Raw genomic sequence first — 21,805 nt, 5'->3', positions numbered from 1 at the left:
TCAGCTTGGTTCGACGGGCAGCCACAGCTCACAGGTGGCGGTGCTGAAATCGGCCGCACGATCGAGGATCGCGACGATCGACGGACCCGGCCGCAGCCGCCACGGGTTCGACGGGAACCATTCGGACGCGGTCGCGGCCCAGGCCTGTTGCAGCTTCTGCGGGTACGGTCCGGCGGTGCGGAAGACCGCCCACGTACCGGCCGGCGCCTCGATGCTGTCGAGGTCGTCGGGAACCGAGGTGTCGCGGGCGACAGCGACCCCGTGCAGGTAGGTCAGCTCGGTGCCTTCGACGGCGTCGGGGTCGACATCGTCGGTCACCTGGAGCAGACCTCCCGGCTCGATGTCGCCGAGTTCCTTGAGCCGCTGGTGCTCCTCGGCCGGCAGCGCGGTGACGTGCCGCTGGATGTGTGGGTTGACGCCCTGGTGGATGAGCGGGACCCGGGTGGCGTGTCCGATGAGTCGGAACGCGGGGCGGTCGACGATGCGGGTGTCCACAGGGATGCTCCCTTCGACGGTCAGGCGGAACCTGAGTTGCGGTTGGGTACGCAGGGGGCCTCCGTCGCGGCGTACGTCACCGGGGCCGACGCCGTGGACGGCCCGGAACGCGCGTCCGAACGCCTCCGTGGAGCCGTACCCGTACCGCACACCGATCGTGAGCAGGTCGTCCTCGCCGCGGACGACGTCGGCGGCGGCGACGGTCATGCGCCGCCGACGCACGTACTCCGACAGCGGCATGCCGGCCAGCGACGAGAACATCCGGCGCAGGTGGTACTCGGTCGTGCCGAGCGCCCGGGCCGCCCCGGTGACGTCGATCTCCGCGGTGAGGTGCTCCTCGACGAGGTCGACAAGCCGGTTGAGTGCCGAGATCATGAGGCCTCCTTTCGCCTCCAAGGCTGGCCCGCGCGCCCCTTGTCGCGCCCGATCGTCCTGGCCCGATCCGATCATGCGGGAGCGGGCGGCGGCGCAGGACGCGTTCGTTTGGGACGCCGGTGGGCGGGTAGACGCCGGATCCGCGGCGAGAGGGGTACGGCGAGGTGGACGACGACCAGTTCATCGACTCTGTGGCGAGCCGCACCGGGACCTCGGCCGAGCAGGCGACCGCCATCGCGCGGGCCACGCTTACCACCCTGGCGGAGCGGATCGACGGCGGCGAGGCGCGCGACCTCGCCGGGCAACTCCCGGAAGGGTTGCGGGCGTACGCGTTCGGCCCACATGAGGACGCCGAGCGTTTCGGCCTCGACGTGTTCGTGCAGCGGGTCGGTGGGCGGGCAGACGTCGACCCCGACCTGGCGGCGGCCGGCATCCGGGCGGTCCTCGACACCATCCGCGAGGCCGTCGAAGCCGGTCAGTACGACGATGTCATCACGTTCCTGCCCGCCGAGTTCTGGCAGGTGGCGAACCCGGCACCGCAGTACGACGCACACCGCGACCGGGGCTGACCGCGACGCCGGCGATCACCGGAGCGCGACGCGTTGCACCACCGGCTCCAGGTACACCGGAAGGTGGTCGCCGGCCTGCGCGACGAACATGGCCACCTCGTACGCCATGTCGCCGACCTCCGCGTCGCCGTCGATACCGACGGCGAGGACCGCACCGTTTCCGGTGGTGGCGTGGAACAGGAACGCCCGGGACATCTGCACCACCACCTGGTGCAGTTCGCCGTCCCCGCAGACCCGCGCGGCGGCCAGGCCCAGCGCCTGAAGCCCGCAGACCATGCTGGACAGCTGGCTGGCGAGTTCGTCGTCGATGCCCCGCGAGGCGCCCAGCAGCAGGCCGTCCGGGGAGAGCACCACCGCGAACTGGGCACCCGGCACGCGGTCGACGATGTTGTCGAGCGCGCGGCTGAGGTTGTCGGCGGTGGCCACCGCAGAAGTCATGGCAGGTCCTCTCGTTGGCGGAACCGGCGGGTGAGGGCCGGTCCGAGGCTCAGTTCGCGGCCCGTCGGGGCCACGGCTGTCCGTTCGTGGTGTACGACGGGTCAGCCAGAATGGTTCGAAGCAGGGCCAACAGGTCGGTGCGGTTGGCGCAGTTGAGCCGCGAGCGCATCCGAGCCACGTGGTGCTCCACAGTCTTGGCGGAGATGAACAAGCGGTCCCCGATCTCCCGATAGGTGAGACCGGCGACGACCAGTTCGGCCACCTCCCGCTCCCGGTCGCTGAGCCGGTGCGAGACGGTGCCGGCTGCCGGCTTGCGGTCCTCGGCGGCGGACCGGCCCTGAAGCGCCCGTGCGCAGTCGAGCAACGCCGTCATCGCCCGCCGGTCGGCGGTGCGGATGGCGGCCTGCCCGGCCAGCCGGGCGCCGTCCCAGCACAGGCCGGTGTCGTGCAGGCCCCGGGCGGCAGCCTCGACCCGGACCGGGTCGACGGTGCCGCGCAGCACCTCCAGCCAGCACTCGGCCGCGGCGGCCACCACTGCGGCGTACCGGCTGTGGCCGGCGACGGCGAGCAGGGCGCTGACGTGCCCGTCGGCGGCGACCGGGTCGTCGGACAGGATCGCCGCGTGCAGTCCGCTCCAGTGCAACGGCGTACGCCACAGCGGCGGATCGTCCAGGCGGCCGAGCAGTTCGTGGGCGGCCCGCAGGTAGGGCTGGAGGCGGCTGAGGTCACCCAGCCGGGCACCGGCGATGGCCAGCTCGCCCAGCGGCAGCAGCGTGAACAGGTCGACGGGGTGGCGGACCACCGCCTCCAGCGCCGGCACCCAGCCGCGCTGCAACGCGCCGAGGTCGCTGGTTCGCCGGGCGATGCCCATGGTCAACCCGGCGGCGAAGAGCAGGTCGCGGGACTCCAGCCCGACGCCGGTGGTGGCCTCGGCGAGTTGTTCGCCGGCGGCGGCGATCCGCCCCCGCGCCATCAGGATCCAGGCGCGCAGCAGCCGGTGCCGGGCGGTCAGCAGCGGCCCGCCGATGCCGCTGGCCAGGGCCCGGTCGAGGACCCGCTCGGCGATGTCCAGCTCGCCACAGTGCACGGCGGTCAGCGCCGCCAGGGCGGCGGGACTGTCCGGCAGCAGCACCGCCCGTCCGTCCGGTTCCAGCAGGGCCGCCGCCTGCACGAGGGTGGACAGCGCCGCCGACGGGGTGCCGTGGACAGTTTCGCGTACCCCGTCGGCCATCAGTCGGGCGGCACCGGCCTGCAACGTCGGTGGGCTGTCCGGGACGGGTTCGGGGTGGTCGCTGGGCCGGGCGGTGGCGAGCGCGCCGACCGCGGCGAAGGCGTGCGCGCTGACCCCGCCGGACCAGCGGTACAGCTCCACGCTGCGGTCGGTCTGTCCACGGTGGGCCAGTGCGGTGGCGGCCACGAGGGCGGCCTCCGCCCGGGCGTCCGGCGGTGCGGTGGTGAGCAGCCGGTCGGCCAGCCGCAGCGCGAGGTCGAGGTCACCGGCGAGGGCGGCGGCGACCGCCTGCCGGACGCCGGTGGGTCGACCGGCGGCGCCCGCCGCGGCGAACAGGTGCGCTGCCAGCGCCGGCTCGCCGCCGAGGGCCTCCTCCGCCGCCGCCTCCAGGGTGGCGGCCGGGCAGTCACCGGCGACGCCGGCCGCCAGCAGCGAGCGCACCAGCGGCAACACCGGTGCGCCGCGGTTGAGCGCGAGGTCGCTGAGCAGATGCCAGACGGCGGTACGGTCGGCGGCCGGGCTCAGCGCGGTCACCGCCCGACGGACCAGCGGGGTGGGGCGGCCGTCGGCGCCGAGCAGCCCGGCCGCGCGGGCTTCGGCCACGAGGTCGTCGATTTCCGCCGGTTCGCGGTTCAGCAGTGGGCGCAGCGCTTCGGTGGGCAGCGGGACGCCGGCGGCCAGCGCGATCAGCAGCCGTCGCACGTCGGAGGGCAGGTGTTCCAGGTCGGGACCGAGGTGCAGGACCACCTGGCGGGGCGGTTCGGTCGGTACGCCGGTGGCCGTCTCCTGCTCGCGCAGCCCGTCGACCAGCCATCCCACGTGCCGGGGCACCCCACCGGTCTGGCTGTGCACGAAGTCGACCAGGTCCGGGCGGCGGCCGAGGCGGGGCACGGCGGCGAGGTACGCGGCGGTGCGCGCCCGGGTGAACGGGGTGAGCAGGAGTTGGCGTCCCTCACGGCGCAGTGTGTCGGTCAGCTCGATCAGGGCCGCCGGTCGGGGCCACGGTCGGTAGCTGATCGCGATGCGGTGCCGGCGGTCGGTCACCAGCCGCCGCAGCGTGCGCAGCCGGGCCTCGTCGAGCAGGTGCGCGTCGTCGATCAGCAGCACCGTGTCGGGAGCGTACGCGTCGTCGGTGGCCGGTGCTTCGGTGTGGACGGTGACGCCGGCCCGGGCGTACCGACCGGCCATTTCCTGCAAGTAGGTGGTGCGGCCGTGGCCGCCCGGCCCGATCACCCCGAGGGTGAGCGGCGCGGCCGGGTCTGCGGTGATCGCGTCGAGCAGGTCGGTCGGTTCGGCGTCGAGGACCAGCGGGCTGTCCGCCACGGCGCTCGTCATCATGGCGGTCATCCTTCGTGTCCCCGGCTGCGTGCCAGCTTTCGGCGGGATCGTGTCGGCAGTTCGAGGGGCGGGTAGCGGATCGGCGGGCGGGGCGGTGGCTCGTCGCGGGGGGTCAGGTCGTCGGCCGGGCCCAGGGGCGGGCCGGCGGTGTGCGCCATCGACCCGGCGGACGCGGTCGCAACGGTCGCGGGGGTTCCGACGGTCGCGGGTGGGCCGGCCGGTGGGGGCGGGCCGGTCGGCAGCGGACGTGGGGACAGGATCCGGGTGCCGGCGGCGGCCGCGCCGGCCGCGGCGGTGTTCTGCGGGTCGGGTGCGGTCTCGACCGGAAAGCCGGCCGTGGCGAGCAGCTCGGCGACCAGCGGTACCCGGCTGGCGCCGCCGGCCAGCAGCACGCCGTCGAGCTGCCCGGGTGCCAGGTCGGCGGCGCGGACGGCCTGCGACAGCAGTTCCACTGTGGTCTGCACGGCCGGCCGGATCAGTTCCTCGAACTCCAGCCTGGTCACCGGCACCCGGACGGGTCCGGTCGGCAGCGACAACGCCACGTCGGTCTGCGACCCGACGGTCAGCTCCCGTTTGGCCCGTTCACACTCGACGGGCAGCTGACGCAGGGCGGTACGGGCACCGGGGCCGGCGGCGGCCAGGTCCCGGGCGAGCGCGGTCCGCACGTGTGCGGCCAGCGCCTCGTCGAAGTCGGCGCCGCCGAACCGGGCGAGCGTCGCGGGGACGCCGACGGTCTCGTACCGGTCCCGGGCGTTGCGCCGGACCAGTGCGGTCTCGAAGGTGTTGCCGCCGAGCGCGTAGACGGCGGCGACTCCACCGGCGAAGCCCCGGGCGGCGTGTCCCTCCGCCACGGTGACCGTGCGGGGTAGCAGCGTCACCGCGCCCAGGCCGTAGTCCCACAGCGCGTTGTGCAGCAGGTCGCGGCGGTAGCGCCCCCAGGAGGCGGGGTGGCTGAGCACGATCGTCTCGGCCGGCGCGCCCCGGGCACCGTGGACCTGGTCGACCACGTGCGCGGCGAGCAGCGCGACGAGGGTCTCCGGCCGGTACCGCTCACCGGCGAGCAGCAGCGGCACGCCGTCGCCGACCCGGCTCAACACCCCCCGGGCGGTACGCTCCGATTCGTCACCCTCACCGAGGGCGAACGTGCCGTCGGTGGACAGCAGCAACGTCGACGGCAGCGCCCCCGGTCCTGGGTGCAGGGCGACCGGCTCGGGGTGACCCCAGTGCCCGTCACGGTGCCGGGCGACCGCGGCGACGGTGCTGGTGTTGCCGATGTCGATCCCGAGCACGTAGGCCATCTGCTTTCTTCCTTGACCGCGTCGGCCGTGGGGTGGGCCGGACAGGCCCACCGATGCGGGCCGCCCCGGGGGACCCCGTGGGCTCCTACGTTCGTACCAGAGATCACTCCGGCATCAGGAGCCCCAACTTCGGCGGGCGCCGGTCCCCCACTCCCCCTAACGTACGAGAGCCCGGATGCCCCTAATCGAACGGGTCGGATTGCGGGATCGTCCCCGATGCCCGGTCCCGGGCACCGCCCGTAGCGTCATCGGCGATCACCGGTCGTTGACGTTTCGCCGAGGAGAGAACCCCCGACATGGACCAGACCCTGCACGACTTCGTGCTCAACCTGCTGACCGACGCGGATGCCCGGTCGGCGTTCGACCTCGACCCGGAGGGCGCGCTGCGGGCCGCCGGCCTCGGCGACATCACGGCCGCCGATGTCCAGGACGTGGTGCCGCTGGTGGTGGACTACGCCCCGGTGCAGGGGCTCGCCCCGGTCGCCCCGGTGACCGGGCAGCTCGGCCTCGACCCGCTGGTCGGTGACGCCACCGACGCGATCAGCCAGTTGCAGAGCGTGGCGCAGCAGATCAGCGTCGGCAGCTCCCACTCCGGGGTGGACGTCAAGGCCGGGGTGCTCGGCACGATCGCCGTCGACCCGTCGACGGTGACCGCGGGGGCGACCGTCTTCCCGGGAGTCGGCGTCGGTGTGACCCCCACCGGGGTGGGCGCGGACCTGTCCGGCGTACACGACGTGGCCAACACCCTCGACGCGGACGTGGTCGCCCCGCTCGACCGCGCCACGGAGCCGGCGCTCGGTGACGTCACCGGCGCGGTGGGTGACCCCGTGTCCGCGGTGAACGGCACCAGTTCCGGGCTGCTGGACACCACCTCCGGTCTGCTTCCCGGCACCACCAGTCAGGTCGGCGATCTGGTCGGTTCGCTCGGTGTCGGTGACACCCTGGGCGGGCTCGGCCTGACCGGCGACACGGGTGGCGTGGTGCCGTCGCTGGACCTCGATTCCACTGTGGGCGGTGTGACCGGGCAGGTCGACGGCCTGTTGGGCGGTGTCACCGGCACCGTCACCGGTGGCACGAAGGGGCTTCTGGACGGCGGGGTCAGTGGTTCGGTGAGCGGGGACACGGCAACCCACGGCGAGGCCTCCACCTCGACCGGCGGGGTGCTGGGCCTCACCGACGGTCTCCTCTGACGCCCGTCGGCGGGCGGGGTCGGCACCGTTCGGTGCCGGCCCCGCCCGCCTCTTCGCACTTGAAAATTGAGCCGAATTCAGCACACTTGGTGCGGTGATGGCGGGAATCTGGCTCGACGCGCTCGACGACATCGCCCGCACGTGCCAGGAACACGGTCGGGGCGACCTGCTTCAGGCGGTCCGCCTCAAGCGCGCCCACCTGCTCGATCCGACGTTGACCGTGCTGGTCGTCGGCGAGCCGAACCAGGGCAAGAGTCAACTGGTCAACGCGATCGTCAACGCACCGGTCTGCCCCGTCGGTGACGGGACCACGACCGTCCTGCCGACGGTGCTGCGGCACGCCGAGGTCGCCTCGGCGACGGTGGTGCAGACGCCGCTGACGAGGCCGGGAACGCCGGCCGCCGACCCGCCGGCCGTGCAACGGACGCCGGTGCCGACCGATCAGATCGCCGCCGGAGTCGGTGGCAGCACCGGTCGGCTGCCCGGCGGCGGCCCCGCGTACATCGAAATCGGTCTGCCCCGGGCGCTGCTCGGCGCCGGCGTGGTGCTTGTCGACATGCCGGGCGGCGGTGACGTCGCCGCCGTGGGCGCCGGCACCCCGGTCGCCGCCCTGGCCCGCGCGGACACCGTGCTGCTGGTCACCGACTCCACCCGGGACCTGTCGGTCAACGAGCTGAACATGCTGCTGCACCTCACCCGGTCGCACTCCAACGTGGCCGTGGTGCAGACCAAGACGGACCTGGTCCCGGACTGGCGGGCCGTGGCCGACCGCAACCGGCGGCACCTGGCCGACGCCGGGGTGCCGGCGCCCTTGATCCCGGTGTCCGCCGCGCTGCGCCTGCACGCCGCCGCCACCGACGACCACGCGCTCAACGCGGAGTCCGGCTTCCCGGCGCTGATCGCCCTGCTCCGGCGACACCTGGCAGCCAAGCCCGACACCCTGGCCCGGGCCGCGGTGGTGCTTACCGCGCGCACCGTGGTGGAACAGCTCGCCGCGCCGCTGCGGGCGGAACTGACCGACCAGCGCTCGGCCGAGGAGTCCGCGCCGATGGCCCGGCTGCACGCGGCACAACGGGAGGTCGACGAGCTGCGTCGGTGCGCCACCCGATGGCAGAACACGTTGACCGACGAGATGGCCGATCTCATCTCCGACATCGAGCACGACCTGCGCGACCGCACCCGGCAGATCCTGCGGATGGTCGACGAGGCGTTCGAGACCGCCGACCCGCTGGTGGCGTGGGACACCGTCGCGCAGTGGCTGGAGGAGAGCCTCGTCGAGGCGGCCGCGGCGAACCGACGGTGGCTGGTTCAGCGGTGCGACTGGATCGCCCGGCGGGTCGCCGAGTCGTTCGCCCGGTACGGCCACGGGTCGCTGCCACCCTGGCCGCTGACCGCCTCGGTGGAGTACGGCGCACCGGTGCCGGAGCTGGAACGCCCCAACGTCGACCGGTTCACCGTCGGCCAGAAGGTGTTCACCGGCATGAAGGGCTCCTACGGTGGGCTGCTGATGTTCGGCCTGGCGCTGACCCTGGCCGGCATGCCGATGATCAACCCGATCTCGATCGGCGCCGGCGCCCTGTTCGGCGGCAAGAGCATCCGCGACGAGGGCAAACAGTTGTTGCGCCGCCGGCAGGCCACGGTCAAGGCGGCGGTACAGCGGCACGTCGACGACTTCTTCATCCAGGTCAGCAAGGACAGCCGGGACGCGGCCCGTCGGGCGCAGCGGGTGTTGCGGGACCACTTCGCCGCGCTGACCGACGAGTTGCAGACCGCCATCATCGAGTCGCTGCGCAGCGCCAAGGAGGCGGCCGACACCGACGCGGCGGTACGTGAGCGACGCCAGCGGGAGATCCAGCAGCGGATGATCCGGCTGGCCGAGCTGTACGAGCAGGCGCAGCAGGTGACCGCCGCCCGCCCGGCGCCACTGGCGCCGCTGGCATGACCGGCGCGCGGCTGGACGCGGAGGTCCGGGACCTGCTGCACCGGGCGCTGCACGGCTACCGCGACAACCCCCGGGTCACCGAGCTGCTGCGGCACCAGCTGGCCCGCTACGACCAGCCGCTGCGGGTCGCCGTCGTCGGCGGGTGGCGCAGCGGCAAGTCGACCCTGCTCAACGCCCTGATGGGTGAGGAGGTGGCCCCGGTCGACGGGAGCGCCTTCACCTGGTACGAGGACGGGCCGCAGCCGGACGCCACCGGGTACTCCACCAGTCATCCGCCGCAGCGGCTGGCGGTGTTGCGCTCCGGCACCGGGATGCGGGTCGACCTCACAGGTTGGCGCGCCGGGGAGCTGCGCGACATCGTGGTGCGGTGGCCGGCACGCTCGCTGCGGCAGGTGACATTGCTGGACACACCGGCGATCGGCGCAGCCGACGAACAGGCGGCGGATCCGGTGCTGGCGCGGGTGCGGCGGGAAGCCGACGCGCTGCTGTACCTGACCCGCGACGCCCGGGGCGCCGACCTGCGGATCCTGGGGGCGACCCGGGAGGGCGTCGTCGGGCAGGCCGCACCGGTGCACACGATCATGGTGCTGTCCCGGGTGGACGAGTCCGGTGGCGGTCGGGTCGACGCACTGCTCGGCGCCCGTCAGCTCGCCCGGCGGGCGCTGCGGGACCCGCACGTGGACGCGCTGTGCGTGGCGGTGGTGCCGTGCAGCGGGCTGCTCGGCCTGGCCGGCCGGGTGCTCGGCGAGACCGAGTTCGCCGCGCTGGCGGCCCTGGCCCGGGTGCCGCGTGCCGAGCTCGAGCCGTACCTCCTCTCCGCCGAGCGGTTCGCTCGCGGCGAGCCGCCGGCCGGACTGGACGCGGCCACCCGCGGCGCGCTGCTGGAGCGGCTCGGTGTGGTCGGGATCCGCCTGGCGACCACCCTCGTCCGCACCGGTTGCGACAACCGGGTGGCCCTCGCCACCGAGCTGGTCCGCCGCAGCGGGCTCGGTGAGCTACGCGAGTCCCTCAACCGCCTCTTCGTCGACCGCCGACACGTGCTCAAGGCCCGGTCTGCGCTGACGGCGGTGGAGGCGCTGCTGCGCGACGAACCGGGTCCGGCCACCGGCGACCTGCTCGCCGTGTTGGAGCAGCTGCTCGCCGGTGCGCACGAGTTCGCCGAGTCGCGGCTGCTGGCGGCGCTGCGCGACGGCCGGCTCGGGTTCGACGCCGAGCTGGCCGCCGAGGCGCGGCGGCTGGTCGGCGGCGACGGTGACGAACCGGCGGCCCGGCTGGGGATCGCGCCCGACGCGACACTGGCGTGGCTGTGGGAGACCGCCGCCGAGGCGCGGTGGCGGTGGCGGGAACACGCCGAGGATCCCGGGCTCGCGTTGCTGCAGCGGCGGGGCGCGCAGGTGGTGGCCCGCAGCTGTGAGGGGCTGCTCGCCGACCTGGCCGCCGCCCACGCCCGCTAGGCCCCGGGTCGAGTTCCGTGTCGGCCCGCGGCGGGCCCGCCGACGACCGGCCGCGCCGGGGACCGCTACCCGGTCAGGCGGGCCGGGCGGGACCGTGCAGGCCGACCAGGCCGGGCACGGCGGCGCGGCCGAGTTCGCCGCCGGTGACCGGATCCTGCCAGCTCACCGCGGCCCGCTGGCCCAGGTAGAGGTGAGAGCCGTCCGGGCTGAGCACGACACCGGTGATCGGGTCGGCTGTCGCCCGCTCGGCGGTGACGGCGAGACCCGCCAGGTCCACGGCCCGTACGGCGGTGCCGGCGCCGACGAACAGCCGCTCGGCGGAGGCCGCCGCGTACGCCGGACCGGCCCCGGTGGCGAGGGCGGCGACGCGGCGTACGGTCAGTTCCTCGGTGGAGATCTCGGCGACGGCGCCGGAACCGACGTCGGCGACGTAGAGCCGGCCGCCGTCCGGCCTGATCGCCATGGTGTGGCCGTCGGCGGCGCCCTCCCCGAACGGGTGCGGCAGGTCCACGCAGTACGCCCACCGCTGCTCCAGGTGCAGTGTGTGCACGAAGGCGTGCACGTCGCTGCCCGGCCGGCCGCTGATCCGGTCCCGGGTGTGCTGGTGGTCGGGCTGGTGGGTGTAGAGCGTGTAGAGCACGGTGCGGTTCGGGGACAGCACCGCCTGCCGTCCGTCGCCGCGCATCTCCTCCTCCCCGCCCTCCGGCACCGGTGTCTTGGCGCGGGTGAGCAGCGGCCCGGCTACCCCGGTGGCGAGGTCGACCAGGCGTACCCGGTAGCGGTCCGGCGCGGCCGGCGGCAGCCATTCCAGCACGAACAGCCCGGCCAGGTCGTGGGTGAACGCCTCCGGCACGACGTTGCCCGGCAACCGCAGCCGTTGCCGCACCCCACCGGCGTCGGCGATCAACACCAGCGTCTCGTCGCGGCCGGCGGGACGGTCCCCGGTGGCGCTGAGACGTTCGGTGGTCAGCGCCAGCCGGGTGCCGTCGGTGGAGGCGGTCTGCGGCACCCACCGGCCCGGCAGCCGTACCCGCTCGGAGGCGGCGCCCCGGCCGGCGTCGACGCGCCACAGGTCGGTGTCGGCACCGGCGGCGGCGACCGTCCACACCAGCCGCCCGTCTGCGGTGGCCACCCCGGCGCCGATCGGCTGCCGGTCGGTGCCCCGCAACACGGTCAGGCCACCGTCGAGGGCGACGAGCAGTGGGTCGGGCAGCGGGTCGGCGGCGGCCGGTACCGCCGAGGTCGGCTCGCAACCGGCCAGGGTCGCGGCTCCGACCCCGGCCAGCGCGGTCAGCAGGGTACGCCGCGAGATCGTCGTGTTCGCCATCATGACCCGGTGACACCTCCGGGGCGTCCCGGGTTCCCACTCGGCGCGATGGAACCCACGCGGCGCGGGCGGTGTCAGTAGGGGTGATTCCACCGGAGGTAGCCCTGGACGACGAGCAGTTCGTCACCCGCGCGCAGGCAGGTGACCTGGAGGCGTACGAGTCCCTGGTCGCGCGGCACACCGCGGCCGCGCACCGGACCGCGGTGCTGCTCGGCGCGGGCTCCGATGCCGAGGACGTCATCCAGGAGGCGTTCGTGAAGGGGTACCGCAAGCTCGACCGTTACCGTGGCGAGTCGTCGTTCCGTTCCTGGCTGCTGGCGATCGTGGCGAACGAGACGCGCAACCTGCACCGCACCCGGGAGCGGCGCAACGGTCTGGTGCTGCGCGCGGCTCGGGTGGCGTCGGGCGCGGAGATCGTCGAGGACGACGCCGTCGGCGCGGTCCTCGCCGGGGAGCGCCGGGCCGCTCTGGTGCGGGCCCTGCGGTCGCTGCCGTCCCGGGACCGGGAGGTGATCGTCTGCCGGTTCCTGCTGGACCTCAGCGAGGACGAGACGGTCACCATGCTGGGCTGGCCGCGGGGCACCGTGAAGTCGCGTACCTCGCGGGCACTTGTGAAACTACGCGGCCTGCTCGCCGTCGAGGAGGTCAGCCGTGGATGACCTGGAGCGGGAGCTACGCGACCTGTCCGGCTGGCTGGAGACCCCCCAGCCGCCGGACGTTACGACCCGGGTCCGTGCCCGGCTGGCCGCCGCACCACCCGCCCGCCGCGTCGCGGTCCGACGACGCTGGCGGTACGCGCTGGCGGCGGCGCTGGCCGCGCTGCTGGTGGCGGTGCTGCCGCCGGGACGGGCCGCGCTCGCCGACGCGATGGCGGGACTGCTGCGCTTCGCCGGCATCACCATCAGCACCTCCCCTGCCCGGACACCGCCGACCGGCGTCCCGTCGCCGCCGCCGGGGCAGCGCACCGCCACCCTGGACGAGGCGCGCCGGCTGGTGCGCTTCCCGATCCGGACGCCGACCGTGCTGGGTCCACCCGAGCAGGTACTGCTGGCCGACCCGGACGACACCGGCGGGCACCGGGTGGCGAGTCTGTTCTACCGGGCCGGCGCCCTGCGTCTGGACACCTTCGACGGCCGTCTCGATCCGGTCTTCTTCAAGCAGGCCGGCGGGTCGGACGCCGAGTGGACGCAGGTGGGTGCGGCTGAGGCGATCTGGGTCGGTGGCCCGCACCCGGTCTCCTACACCGACCGCCACGGGATCGTCCGCCAGGAGAGCGCCCGTCTCGCGGCGGCGACCCTGATCTGGGAGGACGCCGGGGTGACGTATCGGTTGGAGGGCGAGCTGACGATGGCCGAGGCGGTCACCATCGCCACCACCCTGGCGTGACGCCGCAGTGCCGATTTTCCGCGTTTCGTCACGGTCATGCGATGTCGATGACGCCTCGGTCGAATTGTTGGTGTAAGCGTGATCAACCAGCGCCGCCCGATGTTGCCCCGGCTCCTCCGCACACCGTGGTCCGGTATCGCCTTCGTAACGGGCCCACAACGATTCCTTCCGGGCGAGCCGGATGACGGCGCCCGGACACCTACCGGGATTTTTCCGGGACCAGTATGCGAGCGACCAGGTCGCCGGAGTGGCTCGGCGGAGCTCCCTGCCCAGCTACCGGACGATTCGGACGCCATTACCGGCCAGTGCTTGTTAGCGCAAACACCCTGTCACGCAGAGCCACGCAGGTAGCCGCCCTGCTACTGCCGCCGATAAGCCCGGCTGACCAGCGACGTCTTCACCCCCGGCACTAGGTCACGGAAGTTTCGGAAACGTGTCTTGTTTTTTTCGGACAAGTCTGCGACCGTTTTGGCCGTCGGTGGCCTGGGTCACTCCGAGGTTGATCGCGATGTGACCGCGAGCCGAGCCCGGACCAGCGCCTGTCGACAGGGAGACAACCCTCCGGCGCCGCCATGGTGCACGTCCTGGCCGGCGGCTCGTTCAGGGATGTTTCAGGTGGGCGGACTTGGCAGAGAGGAAGATTGATGAGGGCGAGAAAACTACTGGCTGTGTCGGTAGCCCTGGCAACGGGCGTCCTGGCGACGGCGGCCTGCGGCGGCGACGAATCGGATGGCCGCAACAGCGATGGCTCGGTAACGATGAGCTTCTGGCACAACGCCAGCACCGGGCCGGGTAAGGCGTTCTGGGAGAAGACGGTCGCGGACTTCCAGGCCGCCAACCAGAACGTGAAGATCGAGATTCAGTCGATCCAGAACGAGGACCTGGACGGCAAGCTCCAGACCGCCCTCAACTCCGGCGACGCCCCCGACGTGTTCATGCAGCGCGGCGGCGGCAAGATGGCCGCGATGGTCAAGGCCGGCCAGCTGATGGACCTCACGGACTCGATCACCGACGACACCAAGAAGGTGATCTCGGAAGGGTCGTTCACGGCGCAGACGATCGAGGGCAAGGTCTACGCCATGCCGGTGGCGGTCCTGCCCGGTGGCTTCTTCTACAGCAAGGACCTGTTCACCAAGGCGGGCATCACCCAGCCCCCGGCCACCCTCGCCGAGCTTCAGGATGCCGTGACCAAGCTGAAGGCCGCGGACGTGCAGCCGATCGCCCTCGGTGCGAAGGACGCCTGGCCGGCCGCCTTCTACTACTACTTCTTCGCGCTGCGTGAGTGCAGCTCGGAGACGATCACCCAGGCCGGTCAGACGATGACCTTCGACGACCCCTGCTGGCTCAAGGCCGGACAGGACGTGCAGAACTTCGCCGCGTCCGAGCCGTTCAACAACGGCTTCCTGACCACCTCCGCCCAGCAGGGTGCCGGCAGCTCCGCCGGTCTGCTCGCCAACAAGAAGGCGGCGATGGAGCTGATGGGCGCCTGGAACCCCGGCGTCATCGCCTCCCTGACCCCGGACCAGAAGCCGCTGCCCGACCTGGGTTGGTTCCCCTTCCCCAGCATCGAGGGCGGTGCCGGTCAGCCCGGTGCGATCCTCGGTGGTGTCGACGGCTACTCCTGCTCGGCCCAGGCCCCGAAGGCCGAGTGCACCGCCTTCCTGAACTACATCGCGAAGACCGACGTGCAGAAGGCCTACTACGAGGCGTTCAACGCGCCGCCGGTCAACAGCGAGGCGCAGGCCGCGGTCACCGAGCCGCACCTGCAGTCCATCCTCGCCGCCTACAACCAGGCGCCGTTCGTCTCCCAGTGGCTCGACACGGTCTACGGGCAGAACGTGGGCAACGCCCTGAACACCGCCGTGGTGAACATGCTGGCCGGCAAGGGAGACCCGCAGGGCATCGTCGACGCGGTCAAGGCCGCCGCCAAGAGGGCGCAGTAGTCCAAACGCCATGTCTGAAACGCAACACGAGAGCGTACGGCTCGCGCCGGACCCGTCACCGGGTCTGACGAAGGTCGGGGGTGACACGCCGGTCGTGTCGCCCCCGGCCCGGCGCCGCCGACCCAAGGGCATCGGCTGGCCAGCCCGGCTGGAAATCGCGCTGATGACGGGGCCGACACTTATCGTCTTCCTGTCGTTCGTCATCCTGCCTGTGGCCATGGCCGCCTACTACGGCTTCTTCAGCTGGCAGGGTTACGGGCCCGCCGAGGACTTCGTCGGCTTCCGCAACTACCTGCTGATCTTCGAAGATGGCACCTTCATCGACGCCCTGCGCCACAACGGCATCATCGTGGTGCTGTCGCTGCTGCTCCAGGGGCCAGCCGCCATCCTGCTCGCTCTGCTGCTGAACCGGCAGATGCGGGGGCAGACGATCATCCGGGTGCTGGTCTTCATCCCGTACGTGATCGCCGAGGTGGTCGTCGGTACCGGCTGGAGCCTGATGCTGCACGGGGAGGGCGTGGTCAACGCCGTCCTCGAGAAGATCGGGCTCGGCTGGCTGCAGGCCGACTGGCTGTCCGATCCGAAGATCGCCATCTGGACGCTGATGGGCATCCTCACCTGGAAGTACATCGGTTTCGCCGTCATCCTCTTCCTCGCCGGGCTGCAGGGCATCCCGGAGGAGCTGACGGAGGCCGCGGCGATCGACGGAGCCTCGTACTGGCAGATCCAACGACGCATCACACTGCCGCTGCTCGGGCCGACGATCCGCATCTGGGCCTTCCTGTCGATGATCGGTGCCCTGCAACTGTTCGACCTGGTCTACATCATCTGGGGCCAGTACGTGGCGGCGACGGCGGGGACGTCGACGATGGCCACCTACATGGTGGCCAACGGGCGGAACGCGGGAGAGTACGGGTACGGCAACGCGGTCGCCGTGGTCCTGTTCTTCGTCTCGCTCTTCGCGGCCCTGCTCTACCAGCGGTTCGTCCTGCGCCGGGACACCGAGGGCGCGATCACCGGAGGGAGGCGCTGATGGCCGTGACCGCCGTAGCTGGGCGCCGGGCACCGCGCAGGTCGTCCCGGTCCAGAAAGCCGATGAGCTGGACCGACCCGTCGGTGTACTTCGTCGCGCTGCTGCTCATCGCGACGATGCTGGCCCCGGTCATCTACATCATCCTGGGCGGCTTCCGCACCAACGCGGAGATCACCACCGACCCCGCCGGACTGCCCAGCACCTGGCAGACCCAGAACTACCTCGATGTGCTGACCGGCGGCACCTTCTGGCAGCAGGTCTTCAACTCCACCATCGTGGCGCTGGCCACCACGGCGGGAGTGGTCACCCTCGGCCTGATGACCAGCTTCATCATCGCGCGCTACCGGTTCTGGGGGCGGGGGGCGATGTACGCACTGTTCGCCGCCGGTCTGATGTTCCCGCTGACCGTGGCGATCACCCCGCTGTACATCCTGGTCAAGAACCTCGGGCTGATGAACACGCTGCCAGGGGTGATCCTGCCCCAGATCGGGTTCGGCATCCCGCTGACCATCATCATCCTGGTGCCGTTCGTACGGGCGATCCCCGACGAGATCCAGGAGGCCGCGTCGATCGACGGTTGCAGCCGACTGGGCTTCTTCTGGCGGATGGTGCTTCCGCTGGCCATGCCGGGCGTCATCACCGTGGCCATCCTGACCTTCATCCAGAGCTGGAACGGGTACCTGCTGCCGCTGTTCATCCTGAACCGGGAGGAGACCTTCACGCTGCCCCTCGGCGTGCAGGCCTTCGCCTCGGAGTACTCGGTCGACACGGCCAAGGTCCTGGCGTTCACCTCGCTGTCGATGATCCCGGCACTGGTGTTCTTCAGCCTGTTCCAGCGCCGGATCGTCGGCGGACTGACCGGAGCCGTGAAGGGCTGATTCGTCAGCGGACACGGCGGCAACTCCTCGGCGCGCCCGGTTCGCCCCGGTCCAGACTCAGGTCTGACCGGGGCGAACCGGGCGCGCCGGTGCGTCAGGCGGTAGCGCCACCGCGTGCGGCGGGTGCTACATCCGGCCTTGCAGGATCTTGCCCATTCGCAACGCGACCTCCTTGCGCCGGTCCGACTCGCCGATGTTGGCCTTGACGCCACAGAAGTCACCGTTGCCGCACGGGAACCACAGCTCGCCATGGATGTCGTCGTAGACGGCGCCGTCGGCGGATCCGCTCACCTGCTCCCCGATCTCGGCCACCGCCTCGTACTCGTCCTTGGACAGCACCGACGCGTGGATCGCCTCTCCGCCGGAGGTCGCCGTCCACACGCAACCGCCGAGTTGGTAGTCATGCTGGCCACCGTCGTGCGCCCCGATCACGCCCGCGACCTCGTCGGTGGTGAGGCGTTCGCACTCCTCGCCCTTCGGCTCGGTCAGCGACCCGGCGGCATCGTCCGGAGCCGCCACGCTCCCCGCCGCGCCCGGAGTCTCCCCCGGCGTCGACGAGCCTGAGCCGACATCGCTTCCGCACGCCACGAGCATGGCGAGCGTCCCACCGACGACCGCAGCCCGGGCCAGCCTTCTGAGGATCTCCATGGGTCATCCCTCCGCCGCGGCACCGCTTGCCGCCGATGACCAACTCCAGCACGACCAGCCGAAACTTGAATCGGTAGATTCCCCCGGCTTTGCCGGCGGCGCGGTCAGGTGACGGGTGGGACGGCCAGCATGGCCAGCGGCACATGCGGAGCGCCCGCATCGCCGCCGCGCCGATCACGCGCTGGCGAGCAGCGCGTCGAGGGGTCGGGGCACGGTGTCCCGGGCGACGGCGGCCTCGACGAGCAGGCGGGCGTAGCGCAGGTTGCGGCGCGAACTGCTGCGCAGGAACCGCCACAGCTGCGCGTCGGGATCCCGGCCACGCCAGGCGGGCTGGCTCTGGAACCCACGGAACAGCCGCAGGTCGCCCTGGGCCTCGAAGAGGGCTTCGACCCCCGCGCTGCCGACGGCTCGGATCAGCTCGTCCTCCAGGTCGTCGACGCAGACCTGGAACCCGAGCTGTGCCATCTCGGTTCGACTGCGAGGCGCACCGACACCCGCCTCGGTCAGTCCACGCCGGAAGATCTCCTCTTCGCGCAGGTCGCACAGGCCGGCGAGCCGCAACCCGACGCCGGGCGGGCCGAGCCTGGTCAGGAAGCGGCCGATCGCGTGGGCACCGCCGATCGGCACGATGACGATCCGCTCTGCGGCGAGGTCGCGACCACGACCGACAGCCAGCGTCTCCAGGGCGATCTGGTCGCTGATGCCCTCGACGAGGATCACGGCCACGGCGGACTCGGCCTGCGCCAGAGCGCGGGCGGTGGCCTGCATCGAGGCGGCGTTGCCGCCCAACGGCCCGTCCAGACCGATCCGGGCCGGCTCGCGACGCGAGGTGACATCCATGCTGGGCCTCCCCGTCCGATCGGCGGCGGAGCCCCGCAACGGGCGACAAAGACAAAAGGCAGAGAGTCACCTCCCTGCCACTCCTAACGTATAGCGCACCGGGGGGCTTGTGGCAAGACCCGGGTTCTGCCGCAGAATCGTCGGCCGGACGAGGAAACGGGGGCACACCGTGCGGGAGCTGTCGACGTACGAGACGACCGGGCAGTACGTGGTGGACCTGCACGACATCGATGGAGCGCAGCTCCGCGTCGTCGGCGGTAAGGCTGCCCACCTGGGCGTGCTGACACGGATCGACGGCCTCCGGGTGCCGGCCGGCTGCTGCGTGACCACGGCCGCGTTCCGACGGGCCATGGCGCAGGTACCGTCGATCGACGCTCGACTCGATCAGCTGGCGCGGCTGGACCCGGACGACCGGGAGGCGATCCGGGCACGCAGCGCCGAGATCCGGCACGCCATCGAGGGGATCCGCTTGCCGGATGATCTGACAGCGGCGATCACCGGCGCCGTCGAAGCACTCGACGGGCGGGCCGCGTACGCCGTCCGGTCCAGCGCCACCGCCGAGGACCTGCCGACGGCCTCCTTCGCCGGCCAGCACGACACGTACCTGAACGTGGTGGGTCCGACCGCCGTCGTCGAGCATGTCCGCCGGTGCTGGGCCTCGCTGTTCAGCGAGCGGGCCGTGACCTACCGCCAGCGCAACGGCGTCGACCACCGTACGGTCCGGATGGCTGTGGTCGTGCAGCGGATGGTCTTCCCGGACGTGGCCGGCATCCTGTTCACGGCCGACCCGGTCACCGGCAACCGGAAGGTCTCCTCCGTGGACGCCAGCTTCGGTCTCGGCGAGGCCCTGGTCTCCGGTCTGGTGAACCCGGACGTGTACACGGTGCGCGACGACGAGATCGTCGGTCGGGTCATCGCCACCAAGCGGCAGGCCGTCCACGCCCTACCCGCCGGAGGTACCCGGGAACAGGCGCTCGACCCGCAGCGGCAGGACCAGCCGGCGCTGACGGACAACCAGGTCGTACGACTCGTGCAACTCGGCCGACGGATCGAGGCACACTTCGGCCGCCCCCAGGACATCGAGTGGTGCCTGGCCGGCGACGCCTTCCAGATCGTGCAGAGCCGGCCCATCACGACACTGTTCCCGGTCCCGACGGCCGGCGACCGGGACAACCACGTCTACGTGTCGGTCGGCCACCAGCAGATGATGACCGACGCGATGAAGCCGCTGGGACTGTCGATGTGGCAGTTGACGGCCATGGCACCGATGCAGGCGGCCGGCGGAAGGCTGTTCGTCGACGTCACCCAGCGCCTGGCGTCGCCCGCGATCCGCGCCGCCCTGCTGGAGATCATGGGTAAGGGCGATCCGCTGGTGAGGGATGCACTGGAGACCGTCCTCGACCGCACCGATTTCATCCCGACGCGCCCGGACGCGGCGGTCGGTGGGGCACGGGCCGCCGGGGCGGCAGCCGGCCCAGCGGCCACCCCGATCGACACGGACCCGGCCATCCTCGCCGGGCTGGTCGAGCGCAGCCAAGCCTCCATCGCCGCCCTGCGGCGCGACATCCGAACGAAGACCGGCACGGCACTTTTCGACTTCCTGACGACCGCGTTCGCGGAGCACAAGCGAGTCCTCAGTGACCCGCTGAGCATGCAAGCGATCATGGCGGGCATGGAGGCCACCTGGTGGCTCAACGACCAGTTGTGGGAGTGGCTCGGCGAGAAGAACGCGGCTGACACGCTGACCCTGTCCGCTCCTGGCAACGTGACGTCGGAGATGGGCCTGGCCCTGCTGGACGTCGCCGATGTGATCCGCCCGCATCCCGAGGTGGTGGCGTTCCTGCACAGCGTCGAGGACGAGAGTTTCCTGGACGAGTTGCCGAAGCTTCCCGGCGGCACCGAGGCGCGGCACGCCATCGAGGCCTATCTCGACCGGTACGGCATGCGCTGCGTCGGCGAGATCGACATCACCAGGCCACGGTGGCGCGAACGTCCCACCACGCTGCTGCCGGTGCTGCTGGAACACGTCAGGAACGCCGAGCCGGGTGCCGCCGCGCGGCGTTTCGAGCACGGACGGCAGGCCGCGGAGCAGAAGGCGCAGGAGGTGCTGTCCCGGCTGCGGGCCCTACCGGACGGGGAGCGCAAGGCCACCGAGACCAAGCGGATGATCGACCGGGTCCGGACCTTCACCGGCTACCGGGAGTACCCGAAGTACGACATCATCAGCCGCTACTTCCTCTACAAGCAGGCCCTGCTGGCCGAGGCCGAGCGCCTCGCGCGGGCACGGGTGATCGGGGAGAAGGAGGACGTCTTCTTCCTCACCTTCCAGGAGTTCCACCACGCCGTACGCACCAACCAGGTCGACGACCGACTCGTCCGTCGACGCCGGGCGGAGTTCCGGTCGTACGAGGCACTCCGGCCGCCCCGGGTGCTCACCTCGGACGGCGAGACCGTCAACGGGGCGTACCGACGCGACGACGTGCCGGCCGGCGCCCTGGTGGGCCTGCCGGTTTCCACCGGGGCCGTGGAGGGACGCGCCCGAGTCATCCTGGACCTCGCCCACGCCGACCTCGAACCGGGCGACATCCTCGTCACCGCCCACACCGACCCCAGTTGGACGCCCCTGTTCGTCGCGGTCGCCGGCCTGGTGACGGAGATCGGCGGACAGATGACCCACGGAGCGGTGATCGCCCGGGAGTACGGCCTCCCGGCCGTCGTCGGGGTGGCAGACGCCACCCGGCTGATCCCCGACGGGCAGCGGATCCGCGTGCACGCCACCGACGGCTACGTGGAGATCCTGCCCGGATAGACGCGCTCGCGTAGGGATGGCAGGCTCACCTGGTGGTCAAGTTCCCTGACGTGGCAGCGGACGAACGCAGCACCCTGGAACAGTTCCTCGACTTCCATCGCCAATGTGTCCTCGACACGTTGGACGGACTCGGTCATCACGACGCGGCGGCCAGGCTGCTGCCGGCAACCCAGCTGACCATCGGCGGCATCGTCAAGCACCTGGCGCGCGTGGAAGATCTCTGGTTCCAGGAGAAGCTTCTCGGCGCCCCGGTGCCCGAGCCCTGGGCGTCGGCGCCGCTGGACGCCGACCCGGACTGGGACTTCCACTCCGCCGGCGAGGACTCCCCCGCCGACCTGTGTGCGTTGTACGCGGCTGTGTGCCAGCGGAGCCGCCGCGCCGCCGCCGGTTTCGCGGATCTCAGCGACCGCGCCGCCAAACCGTCGTTCGGCGGCGGTCCGGTGAGTCTCCGGTGGATCTTCGTGCACATGATTGAGGAGACCGCCCAGCACCGCGGGCACCTGGATCTCCTTCGAGACGCCCTCACCCGGCGGACCGATTGACCGGCTGCCGCACAGCTACCCGCTCAGGCCGAGGGCGTGCGCGGTGAAGAGGGCGGCCCGCCAGCCCCA

18 protein-coding genes are annotated in these 21,805 nt (G+C 72.0%); 11 read left to right on the top strand and 7 right to left on the bottom strand.

The genetic code is table 11. From position 1 onward, the window contains the following. A complete protein-coding gene (locus tag AB0J93_RS26675) occupies positions 1-870 on the bottom strand; it encodes an AraC family transcriptional regulator (RefSeq protein ID WP_363925067.1) in 870 nt (289 codons plus the stop codon). A gap of 164 nt (positions 871-1,034) precedes the next feature. Here AB0J93_RS26675 and AB0J93_RS26670 point away from each other — a divergent pair, with 164 nt between their 5' ends. Further along, positions 1,035-1,439, top strand: a complete 405-nt coding sequence (locus AB0J93_RS26670; protein WP_363925066.1) for a DUF2267 domain-containing protein — start codon at positions 1,035-1,037, stop codon at positions 1,437-1,439. Positions 1,440-1,454: 15 nt separating this feature from the next. Here AB0J93_RS26670 and AB0J93_RS26665 read toward each other — a convergent pair whose 3' ends face one another. The 3 genes from AB0J93_RS26665 to AB0J93_RS26655 are packed head-to-tail and all read right to left on the bottom strand — an operon-like array spanning position 1,455 to position 5,744. Continuing rightward, complete coding sequence (locus AB0J93_RS26665) at positions 1,455-1,877, bottom strand: roadblock/LC7 domain-containing protein (protein WP_363925065.1); 423 nt, start codon at positions 1,875-1,877, stop codon at positions 1,455-1,457. Between the two features lie 49 nt (positions 1,878-1,926). Continuing rightward, the gene (locus AB0J93_RS26660) at positions 1,927-4,446 is read right to left on the bottom strand and encodes a helix-turn-helix transcriptional regulator (protein WP_363925064.1); all 2,520 of its coding nucleotides are present in this window, start codon (positions 4,444-4,446) and stop codon (positions 1,927-1,929) included. A 5-nt stretch (positions 4,447-4,451) separates the two neighbouring features. After that, positions 4,452-5,744 (bottom strand): Hsp70 family protein, encoded by a 1,293-nt coding sequence (locus tag AB0J93_RS26655; RefSeq protein WP_363925063.1) that lies wholly within the window; start codon positions 5,742-5,744, stop codon positions 4,452-4,454. Positions 5,745-6,040: 296 nt separating this feature from the next. Between AB0J93_RS26655 and AB0J93_RS26650 the strand changes: the two genes are divergently transcribed. The 3 genes from AB0J93_RS26650 (at position 6,041) to AB0J93_RS26640 (ending at position 10,330) form a co-directional block, all read left to right on the top strand. After that, complete coding sequence (locus tag AB0J93_RS26650) at positions 6,041-6,934, top strand: IniB N-terminal domain-containing protein (RefSeq protein WP_363925062.1); 894 nt, start codon at positions 6,041-6,043, stop codon at positions 6,932-6,934. A 97-nt stretch (positions 6,935-7,031) separates the two neighbouring features. Then, the gene (locus AB0J93_RS26645; protein WP_363925061.1) at positions 7,032-8,876 is read left to right on the top strand and encodes a dynamin family protein; all 1,845 of its coding nucleotides are present in this window, start codon (positions 7,032-7,034) and stop codon (positions 8,874-8,876) included. Next, entirely contained in the window at positions 8,873-10,330 is a 1,458-nt protein-coding gene (locus AB0J93_RS26640) for a hypothetical protein (protein ID WP_363925060.1), read from the top strand. Before AB0J93_RS26645 ends, AB0J93_RS26640 begins: the two co-directional genes overlap by 4 nt. 73 nt (positions 10,331-10,403) lie before the next feature. On the opposite strand, the gene AB0J93_RS26635 is transcribed toward AB0J93_RS26640, so the two are convergent. Then, entirely contained in the window at positions 10,404-11,660 is a 1,257-nt protein-coding gene (locus AB0J93_RS26635; protein WP_363925059.1) for a hypothetical protein, read from the bottom strand. Positions 11,661-11,743: 83 nt separating this feature from the next. Between AB0J93_RS26635 and AB0J93_RS26630 the strand changes: the two genes are divergently transcribed. The 5 genes from AB0J93_RS26630 to AB0J93_RS26610 all read left to right on the top strand — a co-directional run bounded on the left by AB0J93_RS26630 (position 11,744) and on the right by AB0J93_RS26610 (position 16,897). Further along, a complete protein-coding gene (locus tag AB0J93_RS26630) occupies positions 11,744-12,316 on the top strand; it encodes an RNA polymerase sigma factor (RefSeq protein WP_363925074.1) in 573 nt (190 codons plus the stop codon). Then, positions 12,309-13,043, top strand: coding sequence for a hypothetical protein (locus AB0J93_RS26625; RefSeq protein ID WP_363925058.1), 735 nt, complete (start codon positions 12,309-12,311; stop codon positions 13,041-13,043). The genes AB0J93_RS26630 and AB0J93_RS26625 overlap by 8 nt, the downstream gene beginning before the upstream one ends. A 644-nt stretch (positions 13,044-13,687) precedes the next feature. Continuing rightward, positions 13,688-14,986 carry an extracellular solute-binding protein gene (locus AB0J93_RS26620; RefSeq protein WP_363925057.1) on the top strand — a complete coding sequence of 433 codons (1,299 nt, stop codon included), beginning with the start codon at positions 13,688-13,690 and terminating at the stop codon, positions 14,984-14,986. 10 nt (positions 14,987-14,996) lie between these two features. Continuing rightward, positions 14,997-16,019: a sugar ABC transporter permease gene (locus AB0J93_RS26615; RefSeq protein WP_363925056.1), complete on the top strand. Its 1,023-nt coding sequence runs from the start codon at positions 14,997-14,999 to the stop codon at positions 16,017-16,019. Positions 16,020-16,081: 62 nt separating this feature from the next. Then, entirely contained in the window at positions 16,082-16,897 is an 816-nt protein-coding gene (locus AB0J93_RS26610; RefSeq protein WP_363925055.1) for a carbohydrate ABC transporter permease, read from the top strand. Between the two features lie 126 nt (positions 16,898-17,023). Here the strand turns inward: AB0J93_RS26610 and AB0J93_RS26605 are convergent, their stop codons facing one another. Further along, on the bottom strand, positions 17,024-17,545 hold the full coding sequence (locus tag AB0J93_RS26605) for a hypothetical protein (protein ID WP_363925054.1): 522 nt from the start codon (positions 17,543-17,545) through the stop codon (positions 17,024-17,026). 174 nt (positions 17,546-17,719) lie between these two features. Continuing rightward, positions 17,720-18,385 (bottom strand): TOPRIM nucleotidyl transferase/hydrolase domain-containing protein, encoded by a 666-nt coding sequence (locus tag AB0J93_RS26600; RefSeq protein ID WP_363925053.1) that lies wholly within the window; start codon positions 18,383-18,385, stop codon positions 17,720-17,722. A 169-nt stretch (positions 18,386-18,554) separates the two neighbouring features. On the opposite strand from AB0J93_RS26600, the gene rph reads away from it, so the two are divergent. Continuing rightward, positions 18,555-21,194: a rifamycin-inactivating phosphotransferase gene (gene rph / locus AB0J93_RS26595; protein WP_363925052.1), complete on the top strand. Its 2,640-nt coding sequence runs from the start codon at positions 18,555-18,557 to the stop codon at positions 21,192-21,194. A gap of 32 nt (positions 21,195-21,226) precedes the next feature. Further along, the gene (locus AB0J93_RS26590; RefSeq protein WP_363925051.1) at positions 21,227-21,736 is read left to right on the top strand and encodes a DinB family protein; all 510 of its coding nucleotides are present in this window, start codon (positions 21,227-21,229) and stop codon (positions 21,734-21,736) included. Positions 21,737-21,805: the final 69 nt, after the last annotated feature.

Source organism: Micromonospora sp. NPDC049374, from assembly GCF_040677165.1.
GTDB lineage: Bacteria > Actinomycetota > Actinomycetes > Mycobacteriales > Micromonosporaceae > Micromonospora.
Note: the sequence above shows the minus strand (reverse complement) of the source record. Positions and strands in the feature narration are given on the sequence as shown.

Excerpts from the sequence above, each read along its gene's own strand:
- AB0J93_RS26675 (WP_363925067.1), bottom strand. The coding sequence starts at position 870 with ATGATCTCGGCACTCAACCGGCTTGTCGACCTCGTCGAGGAGCACCTC.
- AB0J93_RS26665 (WP_363925065.1), bottom strand. The coding sequence starts at position 1,877 with ATGACTTCTGCGGTGGCCACCGCCGACAACCTCAGCCGCGCGCTCGAC.
- AB0J93_RS26660 (WP_363925064.1), bottom strand. The coding sequence starts at position 4,446 with ATGATGACGAGCGCCGTGGCGGACAGCCCGCTGGTCCTCGACGCCGAA.
- AB0J93_RS26655 (WP_363925063.1), bottom strand. The coding sequence starts at position 5,744 with ATGGCCTACGTGCTCGGGATCGACATCGGCAACACCAGCACCGTCGCC.
- AB0J93_RS26650 (WP_363925062.1), top strand. The coding sequence starts at position 6,041 with ATGGACCAGACCCTGCACGACTTCGTGCTCAACCTGCTGACCGACGCG.
- AB0J93_RS26645 (WP_363925061.1), top strand. The coding sequence starts at position 7,032 with ATGGCGGGAATCTGGCTCGACGCGCTCGACGACATCGCCCGCACGTGC.
- AB0J93_RS26640 (WP_363925060.1), top strand. The coding sequence starts at position 8,873 with ATGACCGGCGCGCGGCTGGACGCGGAGGTCCGGGACCTGCTGCACCGG.
- AB0J93_RS26635 (WP_363925059.1), bottom strand. The coding sequence starts at position 11,660 with ATGATGGCGAACACGACGATCTCGCGGCGTACCCTGCTGACCGCGCTG.
- AB0J93_RS26620 (WP_363925057.1), top strand. The coding sequence starts at position 13,688 with ATGAGGGCGAGAAAACTACTGGCTGTGTCGGTAGCCCTGGCAACGGGC.
- AB0J93_RS26615 (WP_363925056.1), top strand. The coding sequence starts at position 14,997 with ATGTCTGAAACGCAACACGAGAGCGTACGGCTCGCGCCGGACCCGTCA.
- AB0J93_RS26610 (WP_363925055.1), top strand. The coding sequence starts at position 16,082 with ATGAGCTGGACCGACCCGTCGGTGTACTTCGTCGCGCTGCTGCTCATC.
- AB0J93_RS26605 (WP_363925054.1), bottom strand. The coding sequence starts at position 17,545 with ATGGAGATCCTCAGAAGGCTGGCCCGGGCTGCGGTCGTCGGTGGGACG.
- AB0J93_RS26600 (WP_363925053.1), bottom strand. The coding sequence starts at position 18,385 with ATGGATGTCACCTCGCGTCGCGAGCCGGCCCGGATCGGTCTGGACGGG.